At 65.4% G+C, this 21,999-nt stretch carries 15 protein-coding genes; 13 read left to right on the forward strand and 2 right to left on the reverse strand.

Features of this window, described 5'->3' with window-relative positions; translation table 11 throughout:
• Positions 1–156 precede the first annotated feature (156 nt).
• The 5 genes from ACW17V_RS02670 (at position 157) to ACW17V_RS02690 (ending at position 3,825) form a co-directional block, all read left to right on the forward strand.
• Positions 157–1,233, forward strand: a complete 1,077-nt coding sequence (locus tag ACW17V_RS02670) for a WD40/YVTN/BNR-like repeat-containing protein (RefSeq protein WP_492107347.1) — start codon at positions 157–159, stop codon at positions 1,231–1,233.
• Positions 1,234–1,268: 35 nt separating this feature from the next.
• Positions 1,269–1,427 carry a hypothetical protein gene (locus ACW17V_RS02675; protein WP_492107348.1) on the forward strand — a complete coding sequence of 53 codons (159 nt, stop codon included), beginning with the start codon at positions 1,269–1,271 and terminating at the stop codon, positions 1,425–1,427.
• A gap of 162 nt (positions 1,428–1,589) precedes the next feature.
• Positions 1,590–2,258: a type 1 glutamine amidotransferase domain-containing protein gene (locus ACW17V_RS02680; RefSeq protein ID WP_492107349.1), complete on the forward strand. Its 669-nt coding sequence runs from the start codon at positions 1,590–1,592 to the stop codon at positions 2,256–2,258.
• A 149-nt stretch (positions 2,259–2,407) separates the two neighbouring features.
• The gene (locus tag ACW17V_RS02685; RefSeq protein ID WP_492107350.1) at positions 2,408–3,454 is read left to right on the forward strand and encodes a sensor histidine kinase; all 1,047 of its coding nucleotides are present in this window, start codon (positions 2,408–2,410) and stop codon (positions 3,452–3,454) included.
• Positions 3,451–3,825, forward strand: a complete 375-nt coding sequence (locus ACW17V_RS02690) for a response regulator (RefSeq protein WP_492107351.1) — start codon at positions 3,451–3,453, stop codon at positions 3,823–3,825. The genes ACW17V_RS02685 and ACW17V_RS02690 overlap by 4 nt, the downstream gene beginning before the upstream one ends.
• 19 nt (positions 3,826–3,844) lie before the next feature.
• Here the strand turns inward: ACW17V_RS02690 and ACW17V_RS02695 are convergent, their stop codons facing one another.
• Entirely contained in the window at positions 3,845–4,624 is a 780-nt protein-coding gene (locus tag ACW17V_RS02695) for an EAL domain-containing protein (RefSeq protein WP_492107352.1), read from the reverse strand.
• A gap of 563 nt (positions 4,625–5,187) precedes the next feature.
• Between ACW17V_RS02695 and rpoB the strand changes: the two genes are divergently transcribed.
• The 4 genes from rpoB to ACW17V_RS02715 all read left to right on the forward strand — a co-directional run bounded on the left by rpoB (position 5,188) and on the right by ACW17V_RS02715 (position 16,481).
• Complete coding sequence (gene rpoB / locus ACW17V_RS02700; RefSeq protein ID WP_492107353.1) at positions 5,188–9,270, forward strand: DNA-directed RNA polymerase subunit beta; 4,083 nt, start codon at positions 5,188–5,190, stop codon at positions 9,268–9,270.
• A gap of 99 nt (positions 9,271–9,369) precedes the next feature.
• On the forward strand, positions 9,370–13,560 hold the full coding sequence (gene rpoC / locus ACW17V_RS02705) for a DNA-directed RNA polymerase subunit beta' (protein ID WP_492107354.1): 4,191 nt from the start codon (positions 9,370–9,372) through the stop codon (positions 13,558–13,560).
• Positions 13,561–13,755: 195 nt separating this feature from the next.
• Complete coding sequence (locus ACW17V_RS02710) at positions 13,756–14,583, forward strand: class I SAM-dependent methyltransferase (protein WP_492107355.1); 828 nt, start codon at positions 13,756–13,758, stop codon at positions 14,581–14,583.
• Positions 14,584–14,684: 101 nt separating this feature from the next.
• Positions 14,685–16,481, forward strand: coding sequence for a methyl-accepting chemotaxis protein (locus tag ACW17V_RS02715; protein ID WP_492107356.1), 1,797 nt, complete (start codon positions 14,685–14,687; stop codon positions 16,479–16,481).
• A gap of 6 nt (positions 16,482–16,487) precedes the next feature.
• Here ACW17V_RS02715 and ACW17V_RS02720 read toward each other — a convergent pair whose 3' ends face one another.
• Positions 16,488–17,204, reverse strand: coding sequence for a hypothetical protein (locus ACW17V_RS02720; protein WP_492107357.1), 717 nt, complete (start codon positions 17,202–17,204; stop codon positions 16,488–16,490).
• Positions 17,205–17,584: 380 nt separating this feature from the next.
• Between ACW17V_RS02720 and rpsL the strand changes: the two genes are divergently transcribed.
• The 4 genes from rpsL to tuf all read left to right on the forward strand — a co-directional run bounded on the left by rpsL (position 17,585) and on the right by tuf (position 21,874).
• Positions 17,585–17,956: a 30S ribosomal protein S12 gene (gene rpsL, locus ACW17V_RS02725; protein ID WP_007661566.1), complete on the forward strand. Its 372-nt coding sequence runs from the start codon at positions 17,585–17,587 to the stop codon at positions 17,954–17,956.
• 11 nt (positions 17,957–17,967) lie between these two features.
• Positions 17,968–18,441, forward strand: coding sequence for a 30S ribosomal protein S7 (gene rpsG, locus ACW17V_RS02730; RefSeq protein ID WP_007661568.1), 474 nt, complete (start codon positions 17,968–17,970; stop codon positions 18,439–18,441).
• 104 nt (positions 18,442–18,545) lie between these two features.
• Entirely contained in the window at positions 18,546–20,624 is a 2,079-nt protein-coding gene (gene fusA / locus ACW17V_RS02735; RefSeq protein ID WP_492107358.1) for an elongation factor G, read from the forward strand.
• Positions 20,625–20,683: 59 nt separating this feature from the next.
• The gene (gene tuf / locus ACW17V_RS02740) at positions 20,684–21,874 is read left to right on the forward strand and encodes an elongation factor Tu (protein ID WP_492052331.1); all 1,191 of its coding nucleotides are present in this window, start codon (positions 20,684–20,686) and stop codon (positions 21,872–21,874) included.
• Positions 21,875–21,999: the final 125 nt, after the last annotated feature.

The raw sequence follows: 21,999 nt of genomic DNA on the forward strand, positions 1-21,999 counted from the left end.
GCTTCGGCGTGGATGGGTTCTTACCGCCTCTCTCCGGAGAGGCTGGTCTTGGAACCAAGCAAGTCAGCGGCCCCGGAGGGAAACCTCCGGGGCCGTTTTCTTTGGCGGCTCGCCGGGGCTTTGCGGTTTGCGCATTCCTTCGGTATCCCAGCAGTCATGACGATTGACCAGCAAGACGCTCCGGCGCGGGATTTCTCCGGTTCGCTTCTCACGCGGAGGGCCGCGCTGGCCCTGGCGGGCGCGGCCCTCGCGACGGGTCCCGCCCAGGCCGCACCGCCGCGCGGCCCTGGGGTGATCAGGCTGCCGGCCACGGTCACCCCCAGCGAGCTGCGAGGGCTGTCGGTGACGGGCAAGACCTATTGGGCGTCGGGCTCGAAAGGCTGGCTGGTGCGCGGCAAGGGCTCACGGCTGGAGGCGGTGCGGGGGACAGGGTTCGACGCGCTGGACTTTCGGGGACTGCACGCCTTTTCCGACCGCCACGTCCTGGCCATGAGCGCGGGGCCCGGCGAGGCCTCGCAGCTGTGGCGCACCACCGACGGCGGCGGGACCTGGGCGCGCCTGTTCGCCAACAGCGACCCCAACGGCTTCTGGGACACCCTGACCTTCGTCGACAAGCGGCGCGGCTTCATTCTGGGTGATCCGACCGAAGGCCGCTTCACCGTGCTCTATACCGACAACGCCGGCGAAACCTGGACCCGCCTGCCGCCGGACGCCTTGCCGCCGGCCAATGACGGGGAGGGGGCGTTCGCCGCCAGTAACGGCTGTCTCGCGGTCGGACCCCGGGGGCTGGTCGCCTTCTGCACCGGCGGCGCGGGCTGGGCCAAGGTCTATCTGTCGCGGGACGGCGGCCGCTACTTCCACCCGCTGGATACGCCGATCCGCGCCGACGCCCCCTCGCGGGGCGCCTTCGCCGTCGCCTTCGGAGGGGACGGGGCCCTGTGGGTCTGCGGCGGTGACTACAAGGAGCCGGCCGCCCCCGGCGTCAACCTGGCCTGGCTGGCGCCCAACAGCCGGACGTTCCAGGCCGTCGCCGCTCCGCCCGGCTATCTGTCAGGCCTCGCCGTCAAGGGCTCCACCGTGCTGGCGACCGGACTGGCTGGATCGATCGCCGCCGTGGATGGCCAAACCTTTGAGCGGGTCTCGACAACGCCGTTCAACACAGCCCGCCTGATCACCGCCCGCAAGGGCCTGCTCTGCGGGCCCAAGGGCTCGATCGGACTTTGGGAGGCGTGAGCGCAACGGATCGTCGCCCAGCGCGTTTCTCCCCCATGCTCAAGCTCGCCGGTATCCTGCTCGTCCTGATGATCGTCTTCGGCATCCTCGGCTTCGTCGTCGACGTGGCCGGCGGCCTGGCCAAGATCGCCTTCTTCGTCTGCCTGATCGGGCTGGGCGTCTCGCTGGCCGCCAAGGCGCTCCGCAAGAGCTGAACGCTTCGGCCAGGCGCAAAAAGCATCGGCCCGGCGTGAACCTTTGGGCCCGGTTTCTGTTGGGTCATCAGTGATCGCCGGCGCGCCCCCTTAGGGGACGGGCCAAGGCGCACCACATGCCGTACCCCTCCCAGCCCGCGAGCGCCCCCTATGAACATCCTGATGGTTCTGACCTCCCACGATCGCCTTGGCGACACCGGCAAGAAGACCGGCTTCTGGCTGGAGGAGTTCGCCGCGCCCTACTATGTGCTGAAGGACGCCGGAGCGACCCTGGTCCTGGCCTCGCCCGCCGGCGGCCAGCCTCCGCTGGATCCGAAGAGCGACGAGCCCGACGCCCAGACCGAGGACACCGCGCGCTTCAAGGCCGACCCCGACGCCCAGAAGGCGCTGGCTGCCACGGTGAAGCTGTCCGAGGTGAAGGCCGAGGATTTCGACGCGGTCTTCTATCCCGGCGGCCATGGACCGCTGTGGGATCTGGCCGAGGACGCCAAGTCCGTCGCCCTGATCGAAGCCCTGATCGCCGCCGGCAAGCCGGTGGCCGCCGTCTGCCACGCGCCGGGCGTCCTGCGCGATGTGAAGGGGCCCGATGGTCAGGCTCTGGTGAAGGGCAAGACCGTCACGGGCTTCACCAACACCGAGGAAGAGGGCGTGGGCCTGACCGACGTGGTTCCGTTCCTGGTCGAGGACATGCTGAAGGCCCACGGCGGCGTCTATTCCAAGGGGCCGGACTGGGGTCCCTACGTCCTGACCGATGGTCTGCTGATCACCGGACAAAATCCGGCCTCGTCCAAGCCGGCGGCCGAGGCGCTGTTGGCGGCTCTCAAGAAATAGTCCGTTTCTGCAAGGCCCCGGAGGGAAACCGCCGGGGCCGTCCTGTTTGACGCGCGTGCCGATTTGACGATGGTGATGGGCGACGCTGAGTTGCTGGCGTCAGCCGGCCGCGTCTGGGGGCGCGGGCGAAGTTCGCCGGGGAGTTCGCGATGTCGATCTGGGACTGGCTGATGAATCCCTCGGGGCTGACGCCCCATGGATTCTGCCTAAGCTGGGCGCCAGGCCTGATCGCCACCCATGTGATCGCCGACGCCCTGATCGGCCTGGCCTATTTCTCGATTCCCCTGGCCATCGCCTCGCTGCTGCGCCGTCGACCCGACATCCGCTACAGCTGGGTGGCCTATCTGTTCGTCGGCTTCATCCTGGCCTGCGGCACGACCCACCTGTGGGCCATCCTTACGCTCTGGTATCCGGCCTATGGCGTCGAGGCGGTGATCAAGACGATCACGGCGATCCTGTCGCTGGCCACGGCCGGGGTGCTTTGGCCGCTGTTGCCGAAGATCGCGGCCCTGCCGTCGGCCGCCGACCTGGCGCGTGTGAACGGCGAACTGGAAGCCCGCGTGGCCGAGCGCACGGCCGAGCTGACCAGGGCCCTGGCCCAGCGCGACCTGCTGCTGCGCGAGGTGTATCACCGGGTGAAGAATAACCTGCAGATCGTCGACGCCATGATGGTGATGCAGGCGCGGCGGCTGGCCGATCCGCAGGCCAAGCAGGCGCTGACGGACATGCGCAGCCGCCTCCACGCCCTGGGTCTGGTCCATCACCAGCTGATGGAGTCTCTGGATCTGGAGACCTTCAACATTGGGCCTTTCCTGAGGGAGCTGACGCAGAATGTCATGCAGAGCGGCCCTCCGTCTGAGGTCGGCTTCACCGTGCGGGCGGTTCCCCTGACCGTTGGCCTGGATTTCGCCATCCCGCTGGGCCTGATCGTCACCGAACTGGTCACCAACGCGCTCAAGCACGCCTTTCCCGACGGTGTCGGCCATGTCGAGGTCATACTGGAGCAGGACCAGACCGGCCTGGTGACGCTGGTGGTTGCGGACAATGGCAAGGGCCTGGATCCCGAACACGACCGGACATCGCTCGGCTCGACCATTATCGAAGGCCTGGTCAAGCAGATGCGCGGGACATTGTCCGTGAACCATGAGAACGGTGTCCGAAGCGAGATTCGCGTTCCGAGGCCTTTATCGACATGAGTCAGTTGCAGAACACCGTCCTGGTGGTCGATGACGAGTTCCTGATTGCGGAAGGCCTGTGCATGCAGGTCGAAGACATGGGCATGCAGGTCTGCGGCACGGCCGCGACGGCCGACGAGGCGGTGACCCTGACCCGGCAGCATCGACCGGCCGTGGTGCTGATGGACATGCGGCTGCGCGGCGAGGGAGACGGCGTCGACGCCGCCCTGGCCATCCACAAGGATGTCGGTTCCAAGGTGATCTTCATCACCGGCTCGCGCGAGCAGGCCACGATCGACCGCATTGCCCTGGACCACCCGGCGGGCGTTCTGTTCAAGCCGGTCTCCGACCGTCAGCTACGCGTGGCTATCGAGACGGCGCTGGCGTCCTGAGCCTGCTGCTCCCGGCTCCTCAGGCCACGGCGGCGATGTCTGTCGTCTGGCCCGGCAGCACGGGCGTAGCCAGCGCGGCCAGGGCCGGCTTGGCCAGCAGATAGCCCTGCATCAGGTCGACGCCCATCGACCGCAGCACGTCATATTCGCCCACGGTCTCGACGCCTTCGCACAGTGGGGTCACGCCCAGATCGCGCAGCATGCGCAGGGTGGATCCGACGATCGTCTGCTTGACGGTGTCCGTGTCGATGTCGCGGATCAGGTCCATGTCCAGCTTGACGATGTCGGGCTGGAACTTCGACAGCAGGCCAAGGCCGGCATAGCCCGCCCCGAAGTCGTCGATGGCGGTCTGGAAGCCCATCGCCCGATAGCTGCGCAGGATGTTGAGGATGTGGTCGGTGTCGAGCCGCTCCACCTCGGTGAACTCGAAGATGATGCGATTGATCGGGAAGCCCGAGCGCATCGCCGCCGCCAGGGTCAGGCGGATGCAGGCGCGGGGCTCATAGACGGCGTTGGGCAGGAAGTTGATCGACAGGTTGGCGCCCTGGTCTGCCATCTTCAGCTGGGCGGCCAGCTCGATGGCCGTGACGCGGCACTGCTGATCGAAGGCGTAGCGATTGGTCTCCGAGACCTGGGACAGCACGCTGGCCGCGCTTTCGCCGCCCGCGCCGCGAACCAGGGCTTCGTGCGCGAACACCGCGCCGGTCGACGCATCGACGATAGGCTGGAAGGCCATGGTGATGGGCATGTCGAAGCCTGCGCCGTCGCGGCAGCCGCTGCACCCTGTCGCTGCTGTCATCTCGAAGCTCCGGATAGACATCCCTGATCGAGATGAGAATTTACAGTGCGCAACCTAAACAATGTATTTGCACACTTACTGATTTCTCGGAGATTGCGACTGAGCTGAGAGATCATGTCAGCGATAAAACCCTGGCCTAACCGTCCGCGGCGCTCGCTGGAATAACGCGTTATCTGAAGGGCGAAGCGGCGCTACTGCACAGCGCCTGGGCCACGGGGGGCTGGGGCAGGGGAACGGCGGTTTCTTAATAAACCCCCTTTTCATCCACAGCTGCTTGGCCTATATCCGCCCGTTCACGAAGACATTCGGCGGAGCGCGCACGCGCGTGTCCGCATATTACGCCCCGAGGCGCGGTCAGCCGCCCTCCGACCCGCGCGAAGGGGCGCCCGTCAGGTCTACCGGTCCCGGTCGCCTGTCAGGGGAATTCCAGCGTCCGGCGCTCCCGTCTCAGGCGGGTGCGGCGAGGGTGGACGCAGGATCAAGACGAATTTGCGCGCGGATTCCGTATCCGCACGTGACCTTCGAAACATTTGGCGCGGCCGAGCCGCGCCCAAGGGAAAAACATGGCGCAATCCTTTACCGGCAAGAAGCGGATCCGGAAGTCTTTCGGCCGCATCCCCGAAGCTGTGCAGATGCCGAACCTGATCGAGGTTCAGCGCTCCTCCTACGAACAGTTCCTGCAGCGCGAAGTCCGTCCGGGCACGCGCAAGGACGAAGGCATCGAGGCGGTCTTCAAGTCCGTCTTCCCGATCAAGGATTTCAACGAGCGCGCGGTGCTCGAATACGTCTCGTACGAATTCGAAGAGCCCAAGTACGACGTTGAGGAATGCATCCAGCGCGACATGACCTTCGCGGCGCCGCTGAAGGTCAAGCTGCGCCTGATCGTGTTCGAAACCGAAGAAGAAACCGGCGCCCGGTCCGTCAAGGACATCAAGGAGCAGGACGTCTACATGGGCGATATCCCGCTCATGACCGACAAGGGCACCTTCATCGTCAACGGCACCGAGCGGGTCATCGTCTCGCAGATGCACCGTTCGCCCGGCGTGTTCTTCGACCACGACAAGGGCAAGACCCACGCCTCGGGCAAGCTGCTGTTCGCCGCCCGCGTGATCCCGTATCGCGGCTCGTGGCTGGACTTCGAGTTCGACGCCAAGGACGTGGTCTATGTCCGCATCGACCGTCGCCGCAAGCTGCCCGCCACCACCTTCCTCTATGCCCTGGGCATGGACGGCGAAGAAATCCTGACGACGTTCTATGACGTGGTGCCCTTCGAGAAGCGCACCACGGCCGGGGCTGAAGGCTGGGCCACCCCTTACAAGCCCGAGCGCTGGCGCGGCGTGAAGCCGGAATTCGCCCTGATCGACGCCGACACCGGCGAAGAAGTGGCTCCGGCCGGCACCAAGATCACCGCCCGTCAGGCCAAGAAGCTGGCTGACGCCGGCCTCAAGACCCTGCTGCTGGCGCCCGAGGCCCTGACCGGCCGTTATCTGGCCCGCGACGCCGTCAACTTCGAGAACGGCGAGATCTACGCCGAAGCCGGCGACGAGCTGGACGTGGTCTCGATCCAGGCCCTGGCCGACCAAGGCTTCAGCACCATCGACGTGCTGGACATCGACCACGTCACGGTCGGCGCCTACATGCGCAACACCCTGCGCGTAGACAAGAACGCCGTCCGCGAGGACGCGCTGTTCGACATCTATCGCGTCATGCGTCCGGGCGAGCCGCCGACCGTCGAAGCCGCCGAGGCGATGTTCAAGTCGCTGTTCTTCGACGCCGAGCGCTACGACCTCTCGGCCGTGGGCCGCGTGAAGATGAACATGCGCCTGGAGCTGGACGCTTCGGACGAGATGCGCGTGCTCCGCAAGGAAGACGTGCTGGCCGTCCTGAAGCTGCTGGTCGGCCTGCGCGACGGTCGCGGTGAAATCGACGACATCGACAACCTGGGCAACCGCCGGGTGCGTTCGGTCGGCGAACTGCTGGAAAACCAGTACCGCGTCGGCCTGCTGCGCATGGAACGCGCCATCAAGGAACGCATGTCGTCCGTCGACATCGACACCGTGATGCCGCACGACCTGATCAACGCCAAGCCGGCCGCGGCCTCGGTGCGTGAATTCTTCGGCTCCTCGCAGCTGTCGCAGTTCATGGACCAAACCAACCCGCTGTCGGAAATCACCCACAAGCGTCGTCTCTCGGCGCTTGGCCCGGGCGGTCTGACCCGCGAGCGCGCCGGCTTCGAAGTCCGCGACGTTCACCCGACCCACTACGGCCGCATCTGCCCGATTGAAACGCCGGAAGGCCCGAACATCGGTCTGATCAACTCGCTGGCCACCCACGCCCGCGTCAACAAGTACGGCTTTATCGAGAGCCCTTACCGTCGCGTCGCCGACGGCAAGCCGCTCGACGAGGTCGTCTACATGTCGGCCATGGAAGAGTCGAAGCACGTCATCGCCCAGTCCAACATCAAGGTGTTGAACGGCGAGATCGTCGACGACCTTGTCCCCGGCCGGATCAACGGCGAACCCACGCTCCTGCAAAAGGAGATGGTCGACCTGATGGACGTGTCGCCGCGCCAAGTCGTGTCGGTGGCCGCGGCCCTGATCCCCTTCCTCGAAAACGATGACGCCAACCGCGCCCTCATGGGCTCGAACATGCAACGTCAGGCCGTGCCTCTGGTGCAGTCCGACGCGCCGCTGGTCGGCACCGGCATGGAAGCCGTGGTCGCCCGCGACTCCGGCGCCGTGGTCGTGGCCAAGCGCACGGGCGTGGTCGAGCAGATCGACGGTACCCGTATCGTCGTCCGCGCCACCGAAGAGACCGACGCCGCCCGTTCGGGCGTCGACATCTACCGCCTGAGCAAGTTCCAGCGTTCCAACCAGTCGACCTGCATCAACCAGCGTCCGCTGGTGAAGGTGGGCGACAAGATCAGCGCCGGCGACATCATCGCCGACGGTCCCTCGACCGAGCTGGGCGAACTGGCCCTGGGCCGCAACGCGCTCGTCGCGTTCATGCCCTGGAACGGCTACAACTTCGAAGACTCCATCCTGATCTCCGAACGCATCGTCCGCGACGACGTCTTCACCTCGATCCACATCGAGGAATTCGAAGTCATGGCCCGCGACACGAAGCTCGGCCCGGAAGAAATCACCCGCGACATCCCGAACGTCGGCGAGGAAGCCCTGCGCAACCTCGACGAAGCCGGCATCGTGGCGATCGGCGCCGAAGTCCAGCCGGGCGATATCCTGGTCGGCAAGGTCACGCCGAAGGGCGAAAGCCCGATGACGCCGGAAGAAAAGCTCCTGCGCGCCATCTTCGGCGAAAAGGCCTCGGACGTCCGCGACACCAGCCTGCGCCTGCCCCCGGGCGTCGCCGGCACGATCGTCGACGTGCGCGTGTTCAACCGTCACGGCGTCGACAAGGACGAACGCGCCCTGGCCATCGAACGCTCGGAAATCGACCGTCTGGGCAAGGACCGCGACGACGAATTCGCGATCCTGAACCGCAACATCTCGGGCCGTCTGCGCGAGCTGCTGATCGGTAATGTCGCTCTGTCGGGTCCCAAGGGCCTGTCGCGCGGCGAGATCACCGCTCAGGCCCTGGCTGACGTTCAGCCCGGCCTGTGGTGGCAGATCGCCCTCGAAGACGAGAAGGCGATGGGCGAACTGGAAAGCCTGCGCCGTCTGTTCGACGAGAACCGCAAGCGTCTGGACCGTCGCTTCGAGGACAAGGTCGACAAGCTGCAGCGCGGCGACGAACTGCCCCCGGGCGTGATGAAGATGGTCAAGGTCTTCGTGGCCGTGAAGCGCAAGCTTCAGCCCGGCGACAAGATGGCCGGCCGTCACGGCAACAAGGGCGTCATTTCGCGCATTCTGCCGATCGAGGACATGCCGTTCCTCGCCGACGGGACGCACGTCGACGTCGTTCTGAACCCGCTGGGCGTGCCTTCGCGCATGAACGTCGGTCAGATCTTCGAAACCCACCTGGGTTGGGCCTGCGCCGGTCTCGGCAAGCAGATCACCGCTCTGCTGGAAGACTGGCAGGCCGGTGGTCAGAAGCAGGCGCTCGTTGAACGCCTGACCGAGATCTATGGTCCCGACGAAGAACTGCCCGACACCGAAGAGGGTCTGGTGGAACTGGCTCGCAACCTCGGCAAGGGCGTTCCGATCGCGACGCCCGTGTTCGACGGCGCGCGCATCGGCGACATCGAAGACCACCTGCGCATGGCGGGTCTCGACCCCTCGGGCCAGTCGATCCTGTTCGACGGTCAGACGGGCGACCAGTTCAAGCGTCCGGTCACGGTCGGCTACATCTACATGCTGAAGCTGCACCACCTGGTCGACGACAAGATCCACGCCCGTTCGATCGGTCCGTACTCCCTCGTCACGCAACAGCCGCTGGGTGGTAAGGCCCAGTTCGGCGGTCAGCGCTTCGGGGAAATGGAAGTCTGGGCTCTGGAAGCCTACGGCGCGGCCTACACCCTGCAGGAAATGCTGACGGTGAAGTCCGACGACGTGGCCGGCCGCACCAAGGTCTACGAGTCGATCGTCCGTGGCGATGACACGTTCGAAGCCGGTATCCCCGAAAGCTTCAACGTGCTGGTCAAGGAAATGCGCTCGCTCGGCCTGAACGTCGAGCTGGAGAACAGCTGATCCGAACCGCCCTCCTCTGCCTGACGGCAGGGGAGGGGCCTTCGCTCAGCCGCTCTCCAACTTTGAATTTTCGCGGGTAATCCCGCAGAAGGAACCAAGATGAACCAGGAAGTCCTGAACATCTTCAATCCGGTCCAGGCCGCTCCGACCTTCGACCAGATCCGCATCTCGCTGGCCTCGCCGGAAAAGATCCGCTCGTGGTCGTTCGGCGAGATCAAGAAGCCTGAAACCATCAACTACCGCACGTTCAAGCCCGAGCGTGATGGCCTGTTCTGCGCCCGTATCTTTGGCCCGACCAAGGACTACGAATGCCTGTGCGGCAAGTACAAGCGCATGAAGTACAAGGGCATCATCTGCGAAAAGTGCGGCGTCGAAGTCACCCTGGCCCGCGTCCGTCGCGAGCGCATGGGCCACATCGAACTGGCCTCGCCGGTCGCCCACATCTGGTTCCTGAAGTCGCTGCCGTCGCGTATCGCCATGATGCTCGACATGCCGCTGAAGGACATCGAGCGCGTCCTCTACTTCGAATACTACATCATCACCGAGCCGGGCCTGACCCCGCTGAAGCAGCACCAGCTGCTCAGCGAGGACGACTACATGCGCGCCCAGGAAGAATACGGCGATGACAGCTTCACCGCCGAGATCGGCGCCGAGGCCATCCAGAACCTGCTGAAGGCGATCGACCTCGACAAGGAAGCCGACCGCCTGCGCGAAGAGCTGGCCGGCACCGTGTCGGACATGAAGCAGAAGAAGTTCAGCAAGCGCCTGAAGATCCTCGAAGCCTTCTCCGAGTCGGGCAACCGCCCCGAGTGGATGGTTCTGACGGTCGTGCCGGTCATTCCGCCGGAACTGCGCCCGCTGGTGCCGCTGGACGGCGGCCGCTTCGCCACGTCCGACCTGAACGACCTCTATCGCCGGGTCATCAACCGTAACAACCGCCTCAAGCGCCTGATCGAGCTGCGCGCGCCCGACATCATCATCCGCAACGAAAAGCGGATGCTGCAGGAGTCGGTCGACGCCCTGTTCGACAACGGCCGTCGCGGTCGCGTCATCACGGGCGCCAACAAGCGTCCGCTGAAGTCGCTGGCCGACATGCTGAAGGGCAAGCAGGGTCGCTTCCGTCAGAACCTGCTGGGCAAGCGCGTCGACTATTCGGGCCGTTCGGTCATCGTGGTCGGACCCGACCTGAAGCTGCACGAGTGCGGCCTGCCCAAGAAGATGGCGCTCGAGCTGTTCAAGCCGTTCATCTATGCGCGCCTGGACGCCAAGGGCCTGTCGGGCACCGTCAAGCAGTCCAAGCGCATGGTCGAGCGCGAACAGCCCCAGGTGTGGGACATCCTCGAAGAGGTTATCCGCGAACACCCGGTGATGCTGAACCGCGCGCCGACGCTTCACCGTCTGGGCATCCAGGCGTTCGAGCCCAAGCTGATCGAGGGCAAGGCCATCCAGCTGCACCCGCTGGTCTGCGCCGCCTTCAACGCCGACTTCGACGGCGACCAGATGGCTGTCCACGTGCCGCTGTCGCTGGAGGCGCAACTCGAAGCGCGCGTCCTGATGATGTCGACCAACAACATCCTGTCGCCCGCCAACGGTCGCCCGATCATCGTGCCGTCGCAGGACATCGTCCTGGGTCTGTACTATCTGTCGGTCGCTCGCGACGGTGAGCCGGGTGAAGGCAAGATCTTCGCTGACCTCGGCGAAATCGAAGCCGCCATGGACGCCGGCGTCGTCAGCCTGCACGCCAAGATCAAGTCGCGCTTTACCGAAGTGGACGCCGATGGCGTGGCGCGTCGCCGCGTGATCGACACCACGCCGGGCCGGATGAAGATCGCCGCCCTGCTGCCGCGTCACCCGCAGGTTGGTCACCGCCTGATCGAAAAGGCCCTGACCAAGAAGGAAATCGGCAATCTGATCGACATCGTCTACCGCCACTGCGGTCAGAAGGCGACGGTCATCTTCGCCGACCAGATCATGGGTCTGGGCTTCAAGGAAGCGGCCAAGGCCGGCATCTCCTTCGGCAAGGACGACATCATCATCCCGCAGCGGAAAGAGGCGATCGTCGCCGAAACCCGCACGCTGGCTGAAGAGTATGAGCAGCAGTACGCCGACGGCCTGATCACCAAGGGTGAGAAGTACAACAAGGTCGTTGACGCCTGGGCCAAGGCCACCGATCGCGTCGCCGACGAGATGATGGCCGAGCTTCAGATGAAGCATAAGGACGAGAACGGCCGCGAGAAGGAGATCAACTCCATCTACATGATGGCCCACTCCGGCGCCCGTGGTTCGCAGGCCCAGATGAAGCAGCTGGGCGGCATGCGCGGCCTGATGGCCAAGCCCTCGGGCGAGATCATCGAGACCCCGATCGTCTCGAACTTCAAGGAAGGCCTGACCGTTCAGGAATACTTCAACTCGACCCACGGCGCCCGTAAGGGCCTGGCGGACACCGCGCTGAAGACCGCCAACTCCGGCTACCTGACCCGTCGTCTGGTCGACGTGGCGCAGGACTGCATCATTGTCGAGGAAGACTGCGGCACCACGCGGGGCATCACCCTGCGCGCCGTGGTCGAGGGCGGTGACGTCCTCGTCTCGCTGGGCATGCGCGTCCTGGGCCGCTTCTCGGCCGAGGACATCAAGGACCCGGCGACCGGCGAACTGGTCGTTCCGGCCGACACCTACCTGACCGAAAACATGGCTGACGCGATCGAAGCGGCCGCCGTGCAGTCGGTGAAGGTGCGTTCGGTCCTGACCTGCGAAGCCAAGGTCGGCGTCTGCGGCGCCTGCTACGGCCGCGACCTGGCCCGCGGTACCCCGGTCAACATCGGTGAAGCGGTCGGCGTCATCGCCGCCCAGTCCATCGGCGAGCCCGGCACCCAGCTGACGATGCGGACCTTCCACATCGGCGGCACCGCCCAGGTGGCCGAGCAGTCGTTCTTCGAAAGCAGCAATGACGGTGTGGTCCGCGTGACCGGCGCCACCGTTGTCGGCACCGAAGGCTTCCTGGTCGTCATGAGCCGCAACACGGCCGTGAGCGTCCTGGTCGACGGCAAGGAACGCGAAAACTACAAGCCGCCGTACGGCGCGCGTCTGAAGATCAAGGACGGCGACAAGGTGAAGCGTGGCCAGCGTCTGGCCGATTGGGACCCCTACACCACCCCGATCATCACCGAAGTGGCCGGCAAGATCCGTGCGGAAGACCTGGTGGACGGCTTCTCCGTCCGCGAGGAAACCGACGAAGCCACCGGTATCGCGCAACGCGTGATCGCCGACTGGCGGACCTCGGCCCGCGCCGCCGACCTGCGTCCCGCCATGGGCGTTCTGGCCGAGGACGGCTCCTATGTTCGCCTCGCCAACGGCGGTGAGGCCCGCTACCTGATGTCGGTCGGGGCCATTCTCTCCGTCGCTGACGGCGACATGGTCAAGCCGGGCGAGGTCATCGCGCGGATCCCCACCGAAGGCGCCAAGACCCGCGACATCACCGGCGGTCTGCCGCGCGTCGCCGAACTCTTCGAAGCCCGCCGTCCTAAGGACTGCGCGGTCATCGCGGAAATGGACGGTCGCGTCGAATTCGGCAAGGATTACAAGAACAAGCGCCGTATCAAGATCACCCCGGAAGTCGACGCTGACGGCAACCAGGGCGAACCGGTCGAGTTCCTGATCCCCAAGGGCAAGCACATCGCGGTGCACGATGGCGATTTCATCGCGCGCGGCGAGTACATCATCGACGGCAACCCGGATCCGCACGACATCCTGCGCATCCTGGGCGTCGAGGCCCTGGCCAACTTCCTGGTCGACGAAATTCAGGAAGTTTACCGACTGCAAGGCGTGCCGATCAACGACAAGCACATCGAGACGATCGTTCGTCAGATGCTGCAGAAGGTCGAGATCCTCGAGCCGGGCGATACGGGTCTGATCAAGGGCGATCACCTCGACAAGCCCGAGTTCTACATCGAGCAGGACCGCGCGGTTTCGCGTGGCGGCCGTCCGGCCACCACCCAGCCCGTGCTGCTCGGCATCACGAAGGCGAGCTTGCAAACCAAGAGCTTCATCTCGGCCGCGTCGTTCCAGGAAACGACCCGCGTCCTGACCGAAGCCTCGGTGCACGGCAAGACCGACACCCTGGAAGGCCTGAAGGAAAACGTCATCGTGGGTCGTCTGATCCCCGCGGGTACGGGTTCCTATCTGCGCAGCCTGCAGCGCGTCGCCGCCAAGCGCGACGAGCAACTGGCCCAGCAGCGCGAAGACGCGATGGAGCCTCTGCCCGAGGCCATCGCCCTGGCCGACGCCGAATAGGCGTCCGCGACAACAGGAAGGCCGACGCCGACTAGGCTTCGACCTGACGGACTGAACGGAAAGGCCCGGGAGCGATCCCGGGCCTTTTCTTTTGCCCGGCGCCGGGGCCGGGGCCGGCTGGAATCCCGCCCGGGCGGATCGATTTCAGTTTTCGTTCGTTTGCTATCGGGTCGCAGACCCGGGGGAGAGCGGCGGATGGGTCTGACGACGGACTATGCGGCCAGGTTGCGCGCGCTGATATCCGACGCGGAGGGGGTCTCCGACGCAGACCTTCTGGCCAAGGCCATGATGATCGGCGTCAAATGGCGCACGCAGCTTTGGGTCAACACCCTGGCCGCGGACGGCCTGCACGTACGCTCAGGGCCGTTCGCCGGCATGGACTATGTGGTGAAAGCGGCCGAGGGGGCTCTGCTGCCCCGGCTGCTCGGCGTCTATGAGCGCGAGTTGCATCCCGATCTCCTGACGTTCGCGGTCGAAGGCCTGGATCACGTGATCGATATCGGATGCGCCGAAGGCTACTACGCCGTTGGCCTTGCGCGCCTGATGCCCGGGGTCACGGTCAACGCCTACGATATCGACGAGACAGCGCGCCGCCGCTGCGGCCTGCTGGCGGCGGCTAACGGCGTTTCAGAGCGGGTGATCGTTCGCGGAGCCTTTCAGGGCGAGGACTTCGACGCCTATCGCGGCCGTGGGCGGGTTCTGGTCTTCATCGATGCGGAGGGGTTCGAGGACGAGATTCTCCAGCCTGAGCTCTATCCGGCCCTGGCCGACTTCAATGTGATCGTCGAGACCCATCCAGGGTTCCGCGAGGGTGTCACCGAGCGTCTCATCGCCCGGTTCGCGCCCACTCACGATATCAAGCGCCTCGATCCCTGCGTGGAGAAGGCCGATTTGCCGGACCAGCTGACCTGCCGCAGTCATCTGGACATGATGCTGGCCTGTTGGGAGTGGCGCGCCGGGCCAACGCCGTGGCTGATCATGCGGCCCAAGATGCGCGGTTCTCAGGCGGATCCGGCGGCATAAGGTCGCAAGGCGACGAGGAAATTTGAGCCACGTCAAAATCTTCAGTCTTGGTTTACGCGGGTTGGGCATGTGGTGGAGCTTAACCCCTCCCCACGGATGCCATGCGCTCGGACATTTCCACCAAGGTCAGTCTGACCATCGCCGCAGCTTTCCTGGTCCTGACCGTTGCGGTCCTGGCCATTGTCGCCAGCGGTTCGCTCGGTTTCGCCAAGCATCAGGCCGCCGCCCAGCAGGAAGCCAGCATGCGGGTGGCGTGGGACGTCATCGGCCAGCGCGGCGCGGTCTTCCGCCGCGAGGGTGACAACTTGATGGTGGGCGACAAGGTTCTGAACGGCGACTTCGACGGCGTCGACAGGGTCAAGGCCCTGGTCGGCGGCACGGCCACGGTGTTCATGGGCGACACCCGCATCACCACCAATGTCACCAAGCCCGATGGCAGCCGCGCGGTCGGCACGCCCCTGGCCAAGGGAAAGGTCCATGACGCCGTGCTGGGTCGGGGCGAGTCCTATCGCGGCGAGGCCAAGATCCTGGATCGGCCGTTTTTCGTCGCCTATGACCCGATCAAGGACGCCAGCGGCCAGGTGATCGGCATCCTGTATGTCGGCGTGCCCCAGGCCGACTTCTTCCAGCCGGTCTACAAGCAGCTGGGTCTCCTGGCGGCGGCCTGTCTGCTGTTGGGCGCCGCCGGGGCCACGGCCTCGGTGCTGATGGTGCGCGGTCAACTGAAGCCGCTGTCGACCCTGCGTGACGCCATGGGCAAGCTGATGGCCGGCGACCTGACCGTCAGCCTGCCCTTCGCCGGGCGGCGCGACGACATCGGCCTGATGGCCGACGCGGTCCACGCCTTCCGTGACGACGCCCGGGAAAAGCAGACCATTCAGGCCCAGGCCGAGGCGCGCGACGGCGCCGAACAGGCCGACCGTCTGGCCGCCCGGGATCGCGACGCCCGCCAGGCCGAGGCCCAGAACAGGGTGGTCACCAGCCTGGCCGAAGGGCTGGGGCGCCTGTCCGAGGGCGACCTGACCGTGCGCATCGAGACGCCGTTCGCGGCCGACTATGAAGGCCTGCGGGCGGACTTCAACCAGACCGTGGCGCGTCTGCAGGACGCCATGGGCGCCGTGGTCGACGCCGTGGGCGGCCTCCACGCCGGCGCCGGCGGCATCGCCTCGGAGGCCGGCGACCTGTCGCGCCGCACCGAGCAGCAGGCCGCCAGCCTGGAAGAGACCGCCGCCGCCCTCGACGAGATCACCGCCACGGTCAAACGCACCGCCGACGGCGCGCGCGGGGCCCGCGAAGCCGTACGCGAAGCCCAGGCCGAAGCCGACCGCTCGCGCCAGGTCGTAAGCGAGACCATCGATGCGATCAACGGGGTGGAGGCTTCAGCAGCCCAGGTGGCCCAGATCATCGGCGTCATCGACGAGATCGCCTTCCAGACCAATCTGCTGGCCCTGAACGCCGGGGTCGAGGCGGCCCGCGCCGGTGAGGCCGGTCGCGGCTTCGCGGTCGTGGCCCAGGAAGTACGGGCCCTGGCCCAGCGCTCGGCTGACGCCGCCAAGGAGATCAAGACCCACATCGGCGATTCCACCCGTCAGGTTGAAGCCGGGGTGAAGCTGGTCGGCCGCACGGGCGAGGCGCTGCAGAAGATCGCCGCCCAGGTCGCGGCCATCGACGGCAGCGTTTCCGAGATCGCCGCCAGCGCCCAGGAACAGGCCGCCGGCCTCACCGAGGTCAACACCGCCGTCAACCAGATGGACCAGGGCACGCAGCAGAACGCGGCCATGGTCAACCGCTCGGCCGACGCCAGCCGCGATCTGGTCGCCCAGGCCGACAGCCTGGCGGGCCTGGTCGGCCGCTTCAAGGTGGATGCGTCCTCGGCGTCCCAGCGCCGCGTCGCCTAGCCCCCGTCAACGCTGTTCTGATTCCCGCCTGGCCTTGGCGCGAGCGGCTTCGACCTCCTTGGCCTTGCCCAGCAGATAGAGTTCCTGGCCGCGCGCGTCGCGGGAGTTGCCCAACCCGTCCTGTTCGAGACCGCCGACGAAGGGGATGTCCTTGGCCCTGCCCGGGCCGTCGCGGCTGCGGTGATCCACGCCCACGCCCATGGGGCTTTCCCTGTAGGCGCGACTGGCTTCCTGGGCGAGCGACTGTTGACGGAAGTCTATGGCCGCCCCGGCGCTGCGCGGGGCATTGGCGTAGGCGGGCGCATTGCGCGCCGCCGCCCCCCAGCGCTCCTGGCACTTTTCGACCTCCCGCCGGTTCAGCCCGACCGCGCGCTCATTGGCGCAGCCGACGCCGCTGCCGCGCAGGGCGGCGCGCAGATCGCCCCTGGGGCCCTCGGGCAGGGGGGCGGGATGCAGGGCCGTTCCGCGTCGCGGCGCGGCCGGCAGGCCCGGAACGATCAGCGGCGCCACGGGCGAGCGGAAGACGGCGCGAGGCGTTCGCGGCTGGATCTGGCTGGGCGCGCTGGCGGCCGGCGAGTCGGCCAGGACCTCCGGCGTCCGGTCGATCCGCTCCAGGGTGACCGTCAGGGCGTCCTCGTCGTTGGAGTGGTCGGGAAAGGCCTCGATGCGCGGAAAGGCCAGCAGGACCAGCACCAGCCCGTGGGCGGCGATGGAGCCGGCCAAAACGGCGCTTCGTCTCAGGGGAAGGGAACGCGCCGTTGACAGGGTCACCGATCACTCGACAAAAGGGTTATCAGGCCTGCAGCCTCTCGACCGGAAGTGGCGAAAGCGTGGCCTTTAAGACCTCGTTAACCGACGCAATCACCGGCGTTGACGCGGATCGACTTCGCGAGTAAATACCGCGCTCTTTCGAGGTGGGCCTTGCGCCCGTCACGATAAGCGCCCGTCCCCTACCGACGGATAGCCCGCCGGAACGCTTTCCGCGTCCCGGCGAGTTTCGTGTTTATCGGGTCTCCATCCGGAGCCTTGCAAGCCGGAATACATGACTAGGACCTGAAGCGCCCCGGCCGAAAGGCACACGCTTCCATCAGAGCAGAGACTTAATGCCTACCGTCAACCAGCTCATCCGTAAGCCGCGCCAGCCTAAGCCGGTCCGGAACAAGGTGCCCGCCCTGAAGGGCTGCCCACAACGTCGCGGTGTTTGCACCCGCGTCTATACGACGACCCCGAAGAAGCCCAACTCGGCTCTGCGTAAGGTCGCCAAGGTCCGTCTGACCACCGGCATCGAAGCCGTTTGCTACATCCCGGGCGAAGGCCACAACCTGCAGGAGCACTCGGTGGTGCTCATCCGCGGCGGCCGCGTCAAGGATTTGCCCGGCGTCCGCTATCACATCCTGCGCGGCGTCCTCGACACCCAAGGTGTCAAGGATCGTAAGCAGCGTCGTTCGCTCTACGGCGCCAAGCGTCCGAAGTAAGGAAAAGAAGAATGTCCCGCCGCCGTCGCGCCGAGAAACGCCAAGTCCTGCCGGATCCCAAGTTTGGAGATCTGATCGTTACGAAGTTCATGAACTACGTGATGTACGAGGGCAAAAAAGCCGTCGCCGAAAACATCATCTATGGTGCTTTCGACATCCTGGAAAACAAGCGCAAGGACCAAGGTCCGCTTGAGACCTTCCACTCCGCCCTGGATAACGTCGCCCCGGCGATCGAAGTCCGGTCGCGTCGCGTCGGCGGCGCCACCTATCAGGTGCCCGTGGAAGTGCGTCCGGATCGTCGTCGCGCCCTGGCCATCCGCTGGCTGGTGACCGCTGCGCGCAAGCGCGGCGAGAACACCATGACCGAGAAGCTGGCCGGTGAACTGCTCGACGCTTCCAACAACCGCGGCACCGCGGTGAAGAAGCGCGAAGACACCCACAAGATGGCTGAAGCCAACCGGGCGTTCTCGCACTACCGCTGGTAACCTTTCTTACCAGCACTCTTTCAGGCGCGGGCGGTTTGCGATAAACCGCCCGCGCCGCACGTTTAATGTCCCTGCCGCAAGGCAGCGCTACGCAGAGCTCCATCATGGCCCGCCAGCATAAAATCGAAGACTACCGTAACTTCGGCATCATGGCGCACATCGACGCCGGGAAGACGACGACGACCGAGCGGATCCTGTATTACACGGGTAAGTCGCACAAGATCGGCGAAGTCCACGATGGCGCAGCGACCATGGACTGGATGGACCAGGAGCAGGAGCGCGGCATCACGATCACGTCGGCCGCGACGACCGCTTTCTGGAAAGAAAAGCGCCTCAACATCATCGACACCCCCGGCCACGTCGACTTCACGATTGAAGTCGAGCGTTCGCTCCGCGTGCTCGATGGCGCCGTCGCCGTTCTGGACGGCAACGCCGGTGTTGAGCCCCAGACCGAAACCGTCTGGCGCCAGGCCGACAAGTACAACGTTCCGCGCATCGTGTTCGTCAACAAGATGGACAAGATCGGCGCCGACTTCGACAAGTCGGTCGAGTCGATCCGCGACCGCCTGGGCGCCAAGGCCGTGCCGATCCAGTTCCCGATCGGTTCGGAAAACACCCTCAGCGGCCTGGTCGACCTGGTCCGCATGAAGGCCGTTGTCTGGGACAACGACGCCCTGGGCGCCAACTTCCGCGACGAAGAAATCCCCGCCGACCTGCTGGACAAGGCCGTTGAGGCCCACGCCTACTTGGTCGAAGCCGCCGTCGAAATGGACGACGAGGCGATGGAAGCCTATCTGAGCGGCGAAGAGCCCTCGGAAGCCGTGCTGAAGAAGTGCATCCGCAAGGCCGTGCTGACCGGCGCCTTCTATCCGATCCTCTGCGGCTCGGCCTTCAAGAACAAGGGCGTGCAGACGCTCCTGGACGCCGTCGTCGACTACCTGCCGTCGCCGCTGGACATCCCGCCGACCAAGGGCATCGACTTCAAGACCGAAGAAGAAATCGTTCGCAAGGCCTCGGACGAGGAGCCGCTGTCGGTTCTGGCGTTCAAGATCATGGACGACCCCTTCGTTGGTTCGCTGACCTTCTGCCGCATCTATTCGGGCAAGCTGGAAACCGGCATGGGCCTGCTGAACGCCTCGCGCGACAAGCGCGAACGCGTTGGCCGCATGCTGCTCATGCACTCCAACAACCGCGAAGACATCAAGGAAGCCTTTGCCGGCGACATCGTCGCCCTGGCCGGCCTCAAGGAAACCCGCACCGGTGACACCCTGTGCGATCCGCTGAAGTCGCCGGTGATCCTGGAGCGCATGATCTTCCCGGCGCCCGTCATCGAAATCGCCGTCGAGCCCAAGTCGAAGGCCGACCAGGAAAAGCTGGGCGTCGCCCTGCAGAAGCTGGCCGCCGAAGATCCGTCCTTCACCGTCTCGACCGACTTCGAAAGCGGCCAGACGATCCTGAAGGGCATGGGCGAGCTGCACCTGGACATCAAGATCGACATCCTGAAGCGGACCTACAAGGTCGAAGCCAACATCGGCGCGCCGCAGGTTGCCTATCGCGAAAGCCTGGGTAAGGCGGTCGACATCGACTACACCCACAAGAAGCAGACCGGCGGTACGGGCCAGTTCGCCCGCGTCATGATCACCTTTGAACCGGGCGAGCCGGGTTCGGGCTTCGTGTTCGAAAACTCGATCGTCGGCGGCGCGGTGCCCAAGGAATACATCCCGGGCGTCGAAAAGGGTCTGAACTCGGTCAAGGACAACGGCCTGCTGGCCGGCTTCCCGCTGATCGACTTCAAGGCCACCCTGACGGACGGCAAGTACCACGACGTCGACTCCAGCGTGCTGGCGTTCGAAATCGCGTCGCGCGCCGCCTTCAAGGAGCTGCGCGAAAAGGGCGCTCCCAAGCTGCTCGAGCCGATCATGGCCGTCGAAGTCGTGACCCCGGAAGAGTATCTGGGTTCGGTCATCGGCGACCTGAACAGCCGTCGCGGTATGATCCAGGGGCAAGACATGCGCGGCAACGCCACGGTGGTGAACGCCTTCGTGCCGCTGGCCAACATGTTCGGCTACGTGAACACCCTGCGGGGCATGTCGCAAGGCCGCGCCCAGTTCACCATGCAATACGACCACTACGAGCCGGTGCCGCAACACGTCGCCGACGAAGTGATCAAGAAGTACGCCTAATCAAACCCCAGATATTCCCATTAATTTGAGGCCCCTCTGGGGTCCTAAGGTAGAGAAAAATGGCCAAGGAAAAGTTCGAACGCACTAAGCCGCACTGCAACATCGGCACCATCGGTCACGTTGACCATGGCAAGACGACGCTGACGGCCGCGATCACCATCACGCTGGCCAAGGTCGGCGGCGGCAAGGCGATGAACTACGCCGACATCGACGCCGCGCCGGAAGAAAAGGCCCGCGGCATCACGATCAACACCGCGCACGTGGAATATGAGACGGCCAACCGTCACTACGCCCACGTCGACTGCCCCGGCCACGCCGACTATGTGAAGAACATGATCACCGGCGCTGCGCAGATGGACGGCGCGATCCTGGTGGTTTCGGCCGCCGACGGCCCGATGCCCCAGACCCGCGAGCACATCCTGCTGGCCCGTCAGGTCGGCGTGCCCGCCCTGGTCGTCTACATGAACAAGGTCGACCTGGTCGACGACGAAGAGCTGCTCGAGCTGGTCGAGATGGAAGTGCGCGAGCTGCTTTCGTCGTATGACTTCCCGGGCGACGACATTCCGATCACCAAGGGCTCGGCCAAGGTCGCCATCGACGGTGGCAACCCCAAGATCGGCGAAGAGTCGATCCTGGCGCTGATGCAGACGGTTGACGACTACATCCCGCAGCCGGCGCGTCCGCTGGACCTGCCGTTCCTGATGCCGGTCGAAGACGTGTTCTCGATCTCGGGCCGCGGCACCGTGGTCACGGGCCGTATCGAAAAGGGTATCGTCAAGGTCGGCGAAGAAGTCGAAATCGTCGGCATCCGTCCGGTTCAGAAGACGACCTGCACGGGCGTCGAAATGTTCCGCAAGCTGCTGGACCAGGGCCAGGCTGGCGACAACGTCGGCGTTCTGCTGCGCGGCACCAAGCGCGAAGACGTCGAGCGCGGCCAAGTGCTGTGCAAGCCGGGTTCGATCACCCCGCACACCAAGTTCGTGGCTGAAGCCTACATCCTGAACAAGGAAGAAGGCGGCCGTCACACCCCGTTCTTCACCAACTATCGCCCGCAGTTCTACTTCCGCACGACGGACGTCACCGGGATCATCAAGCTGCGCGAAGGCGTGGAAATGATCATGCCGGGCGACAACGCCGAGCTGGACGTCGAGCTGATCACCCCGATCGCCATGGACCAGGGCCTGCGCTTCGCCATTCGCGAAGGCGGCCGTACGGTCGGCGCCGGCGTGGTTGCGAAGATCGTCGAGTAGTCTCGACTTTCCAGCCACGGCTAAAGACTGCGAAGGCCCCGGCGGAAACGCCGGGGCCTTTTGCTTTGGGGGCACTGGATCGCGTGACGCCAAACGGCTATGTCGGCAACCGGCTTGACGTTTGC

The organism is Caulobacter sp. FV2ye17ST, assembly GCF_058680955.1.

Bases quoted from the DNA above. Each gene is read 5' to 3' on its own strand.
- ACW17V_RS02670 (WP_492107347.1), top strand. From the start codon at position 157: ATGACGATTGACCAGCAAGACGCTCCGGCGCGGGATTTCTCCGGTTCG.
- ACW17V_RS02695 (WP_492107352.1), bottom strand. From the start codon at position 4,624: ATGACAGCAGCGACAGGGTGCAGCGGCTGCCGCGACGGCGCAGGCTTC.
- rpoC (WP_492107354.1), top strand. From the start codon at position 9,370: ATGAACCAGGAAGTCCTGAACATCTTCAATCCGGTCCAGGCCGCTCCG.
- fusA (WP_492107358.1), top strand. From the start codon at position 18,546: ATGGCCCGCCAGCATAAAATCGAAGACTACCGTAACTTCGGCATCATG.
- rpoB (WP_492107353.1), top strand. From the start codon at position 5,188: ATGGCGCAATCCTTTACCGGCAAGAAGCGGATCCGGAAGTCTTTCGGC.
- ACW17V_RS02710 (WP_492107355.1), top strand. From the start codon at position 13,756: ATGGGTCTGACGACGGACTATGCGGCCAGGTTGCGCGCGCTGATATCC.
- tuf (WP_492052331.1), top strand. From the start codon at position 20,684: ATGGCCAAGGAAAAGTTCGAACGCACTAAGCCGCACTGCAACATCGGC.
- ACW17V_RS02675 (WP_492107348.1), top strand. From the start codon at position 1,269: ATGCTCAAGCTCGCCGGTATCCTGCTCGTCCTGATGATCGTCTTCGGC.
- ACW17V_RS02715 (WP_492107356.1), top strand. From the start codon at position 14,685: ATGCGCTCGGACATTTCCACCAAGGTCAGTCTGACCATCGCCGCAGCT.
- ACW17V_RS02685 (WP_492107350.1), top strand. From the start codon at position 2,408: ATGTCGATCTGGGACTGGCTGATGAATCCCTCGGGGCTGACGCCCCAT.
- ACW17V_RS02680 (WP_492107349.1), top strand. From the start codon at position 1,590: ATGGTTCTGACCTCCCACGATCGCCTTGGCGACACCGGCAAGAAGACC.
- rpsG (WP_007661568.1), top strand. From the start codon at position 17,968: ATGTCCCGCCGCCGTCGCGCCGAGAAACGCCAAGTCCTGCCGGATCCC.
- rpsL (WP_007661566.1), top strand. From the start codon at position 17,585: ATGCCTACCGTCAACCAGCTCATCCGTAAGCCGCGCCAGCCTAAGCCG.
- ACW17V_RS02690 (WP_492107351.1), top strand. From the start codon at position 3,451: ATGAGTCAGTTGCAGAACACCGTCCTGGTGGTCGATGACGAGTTCCTG.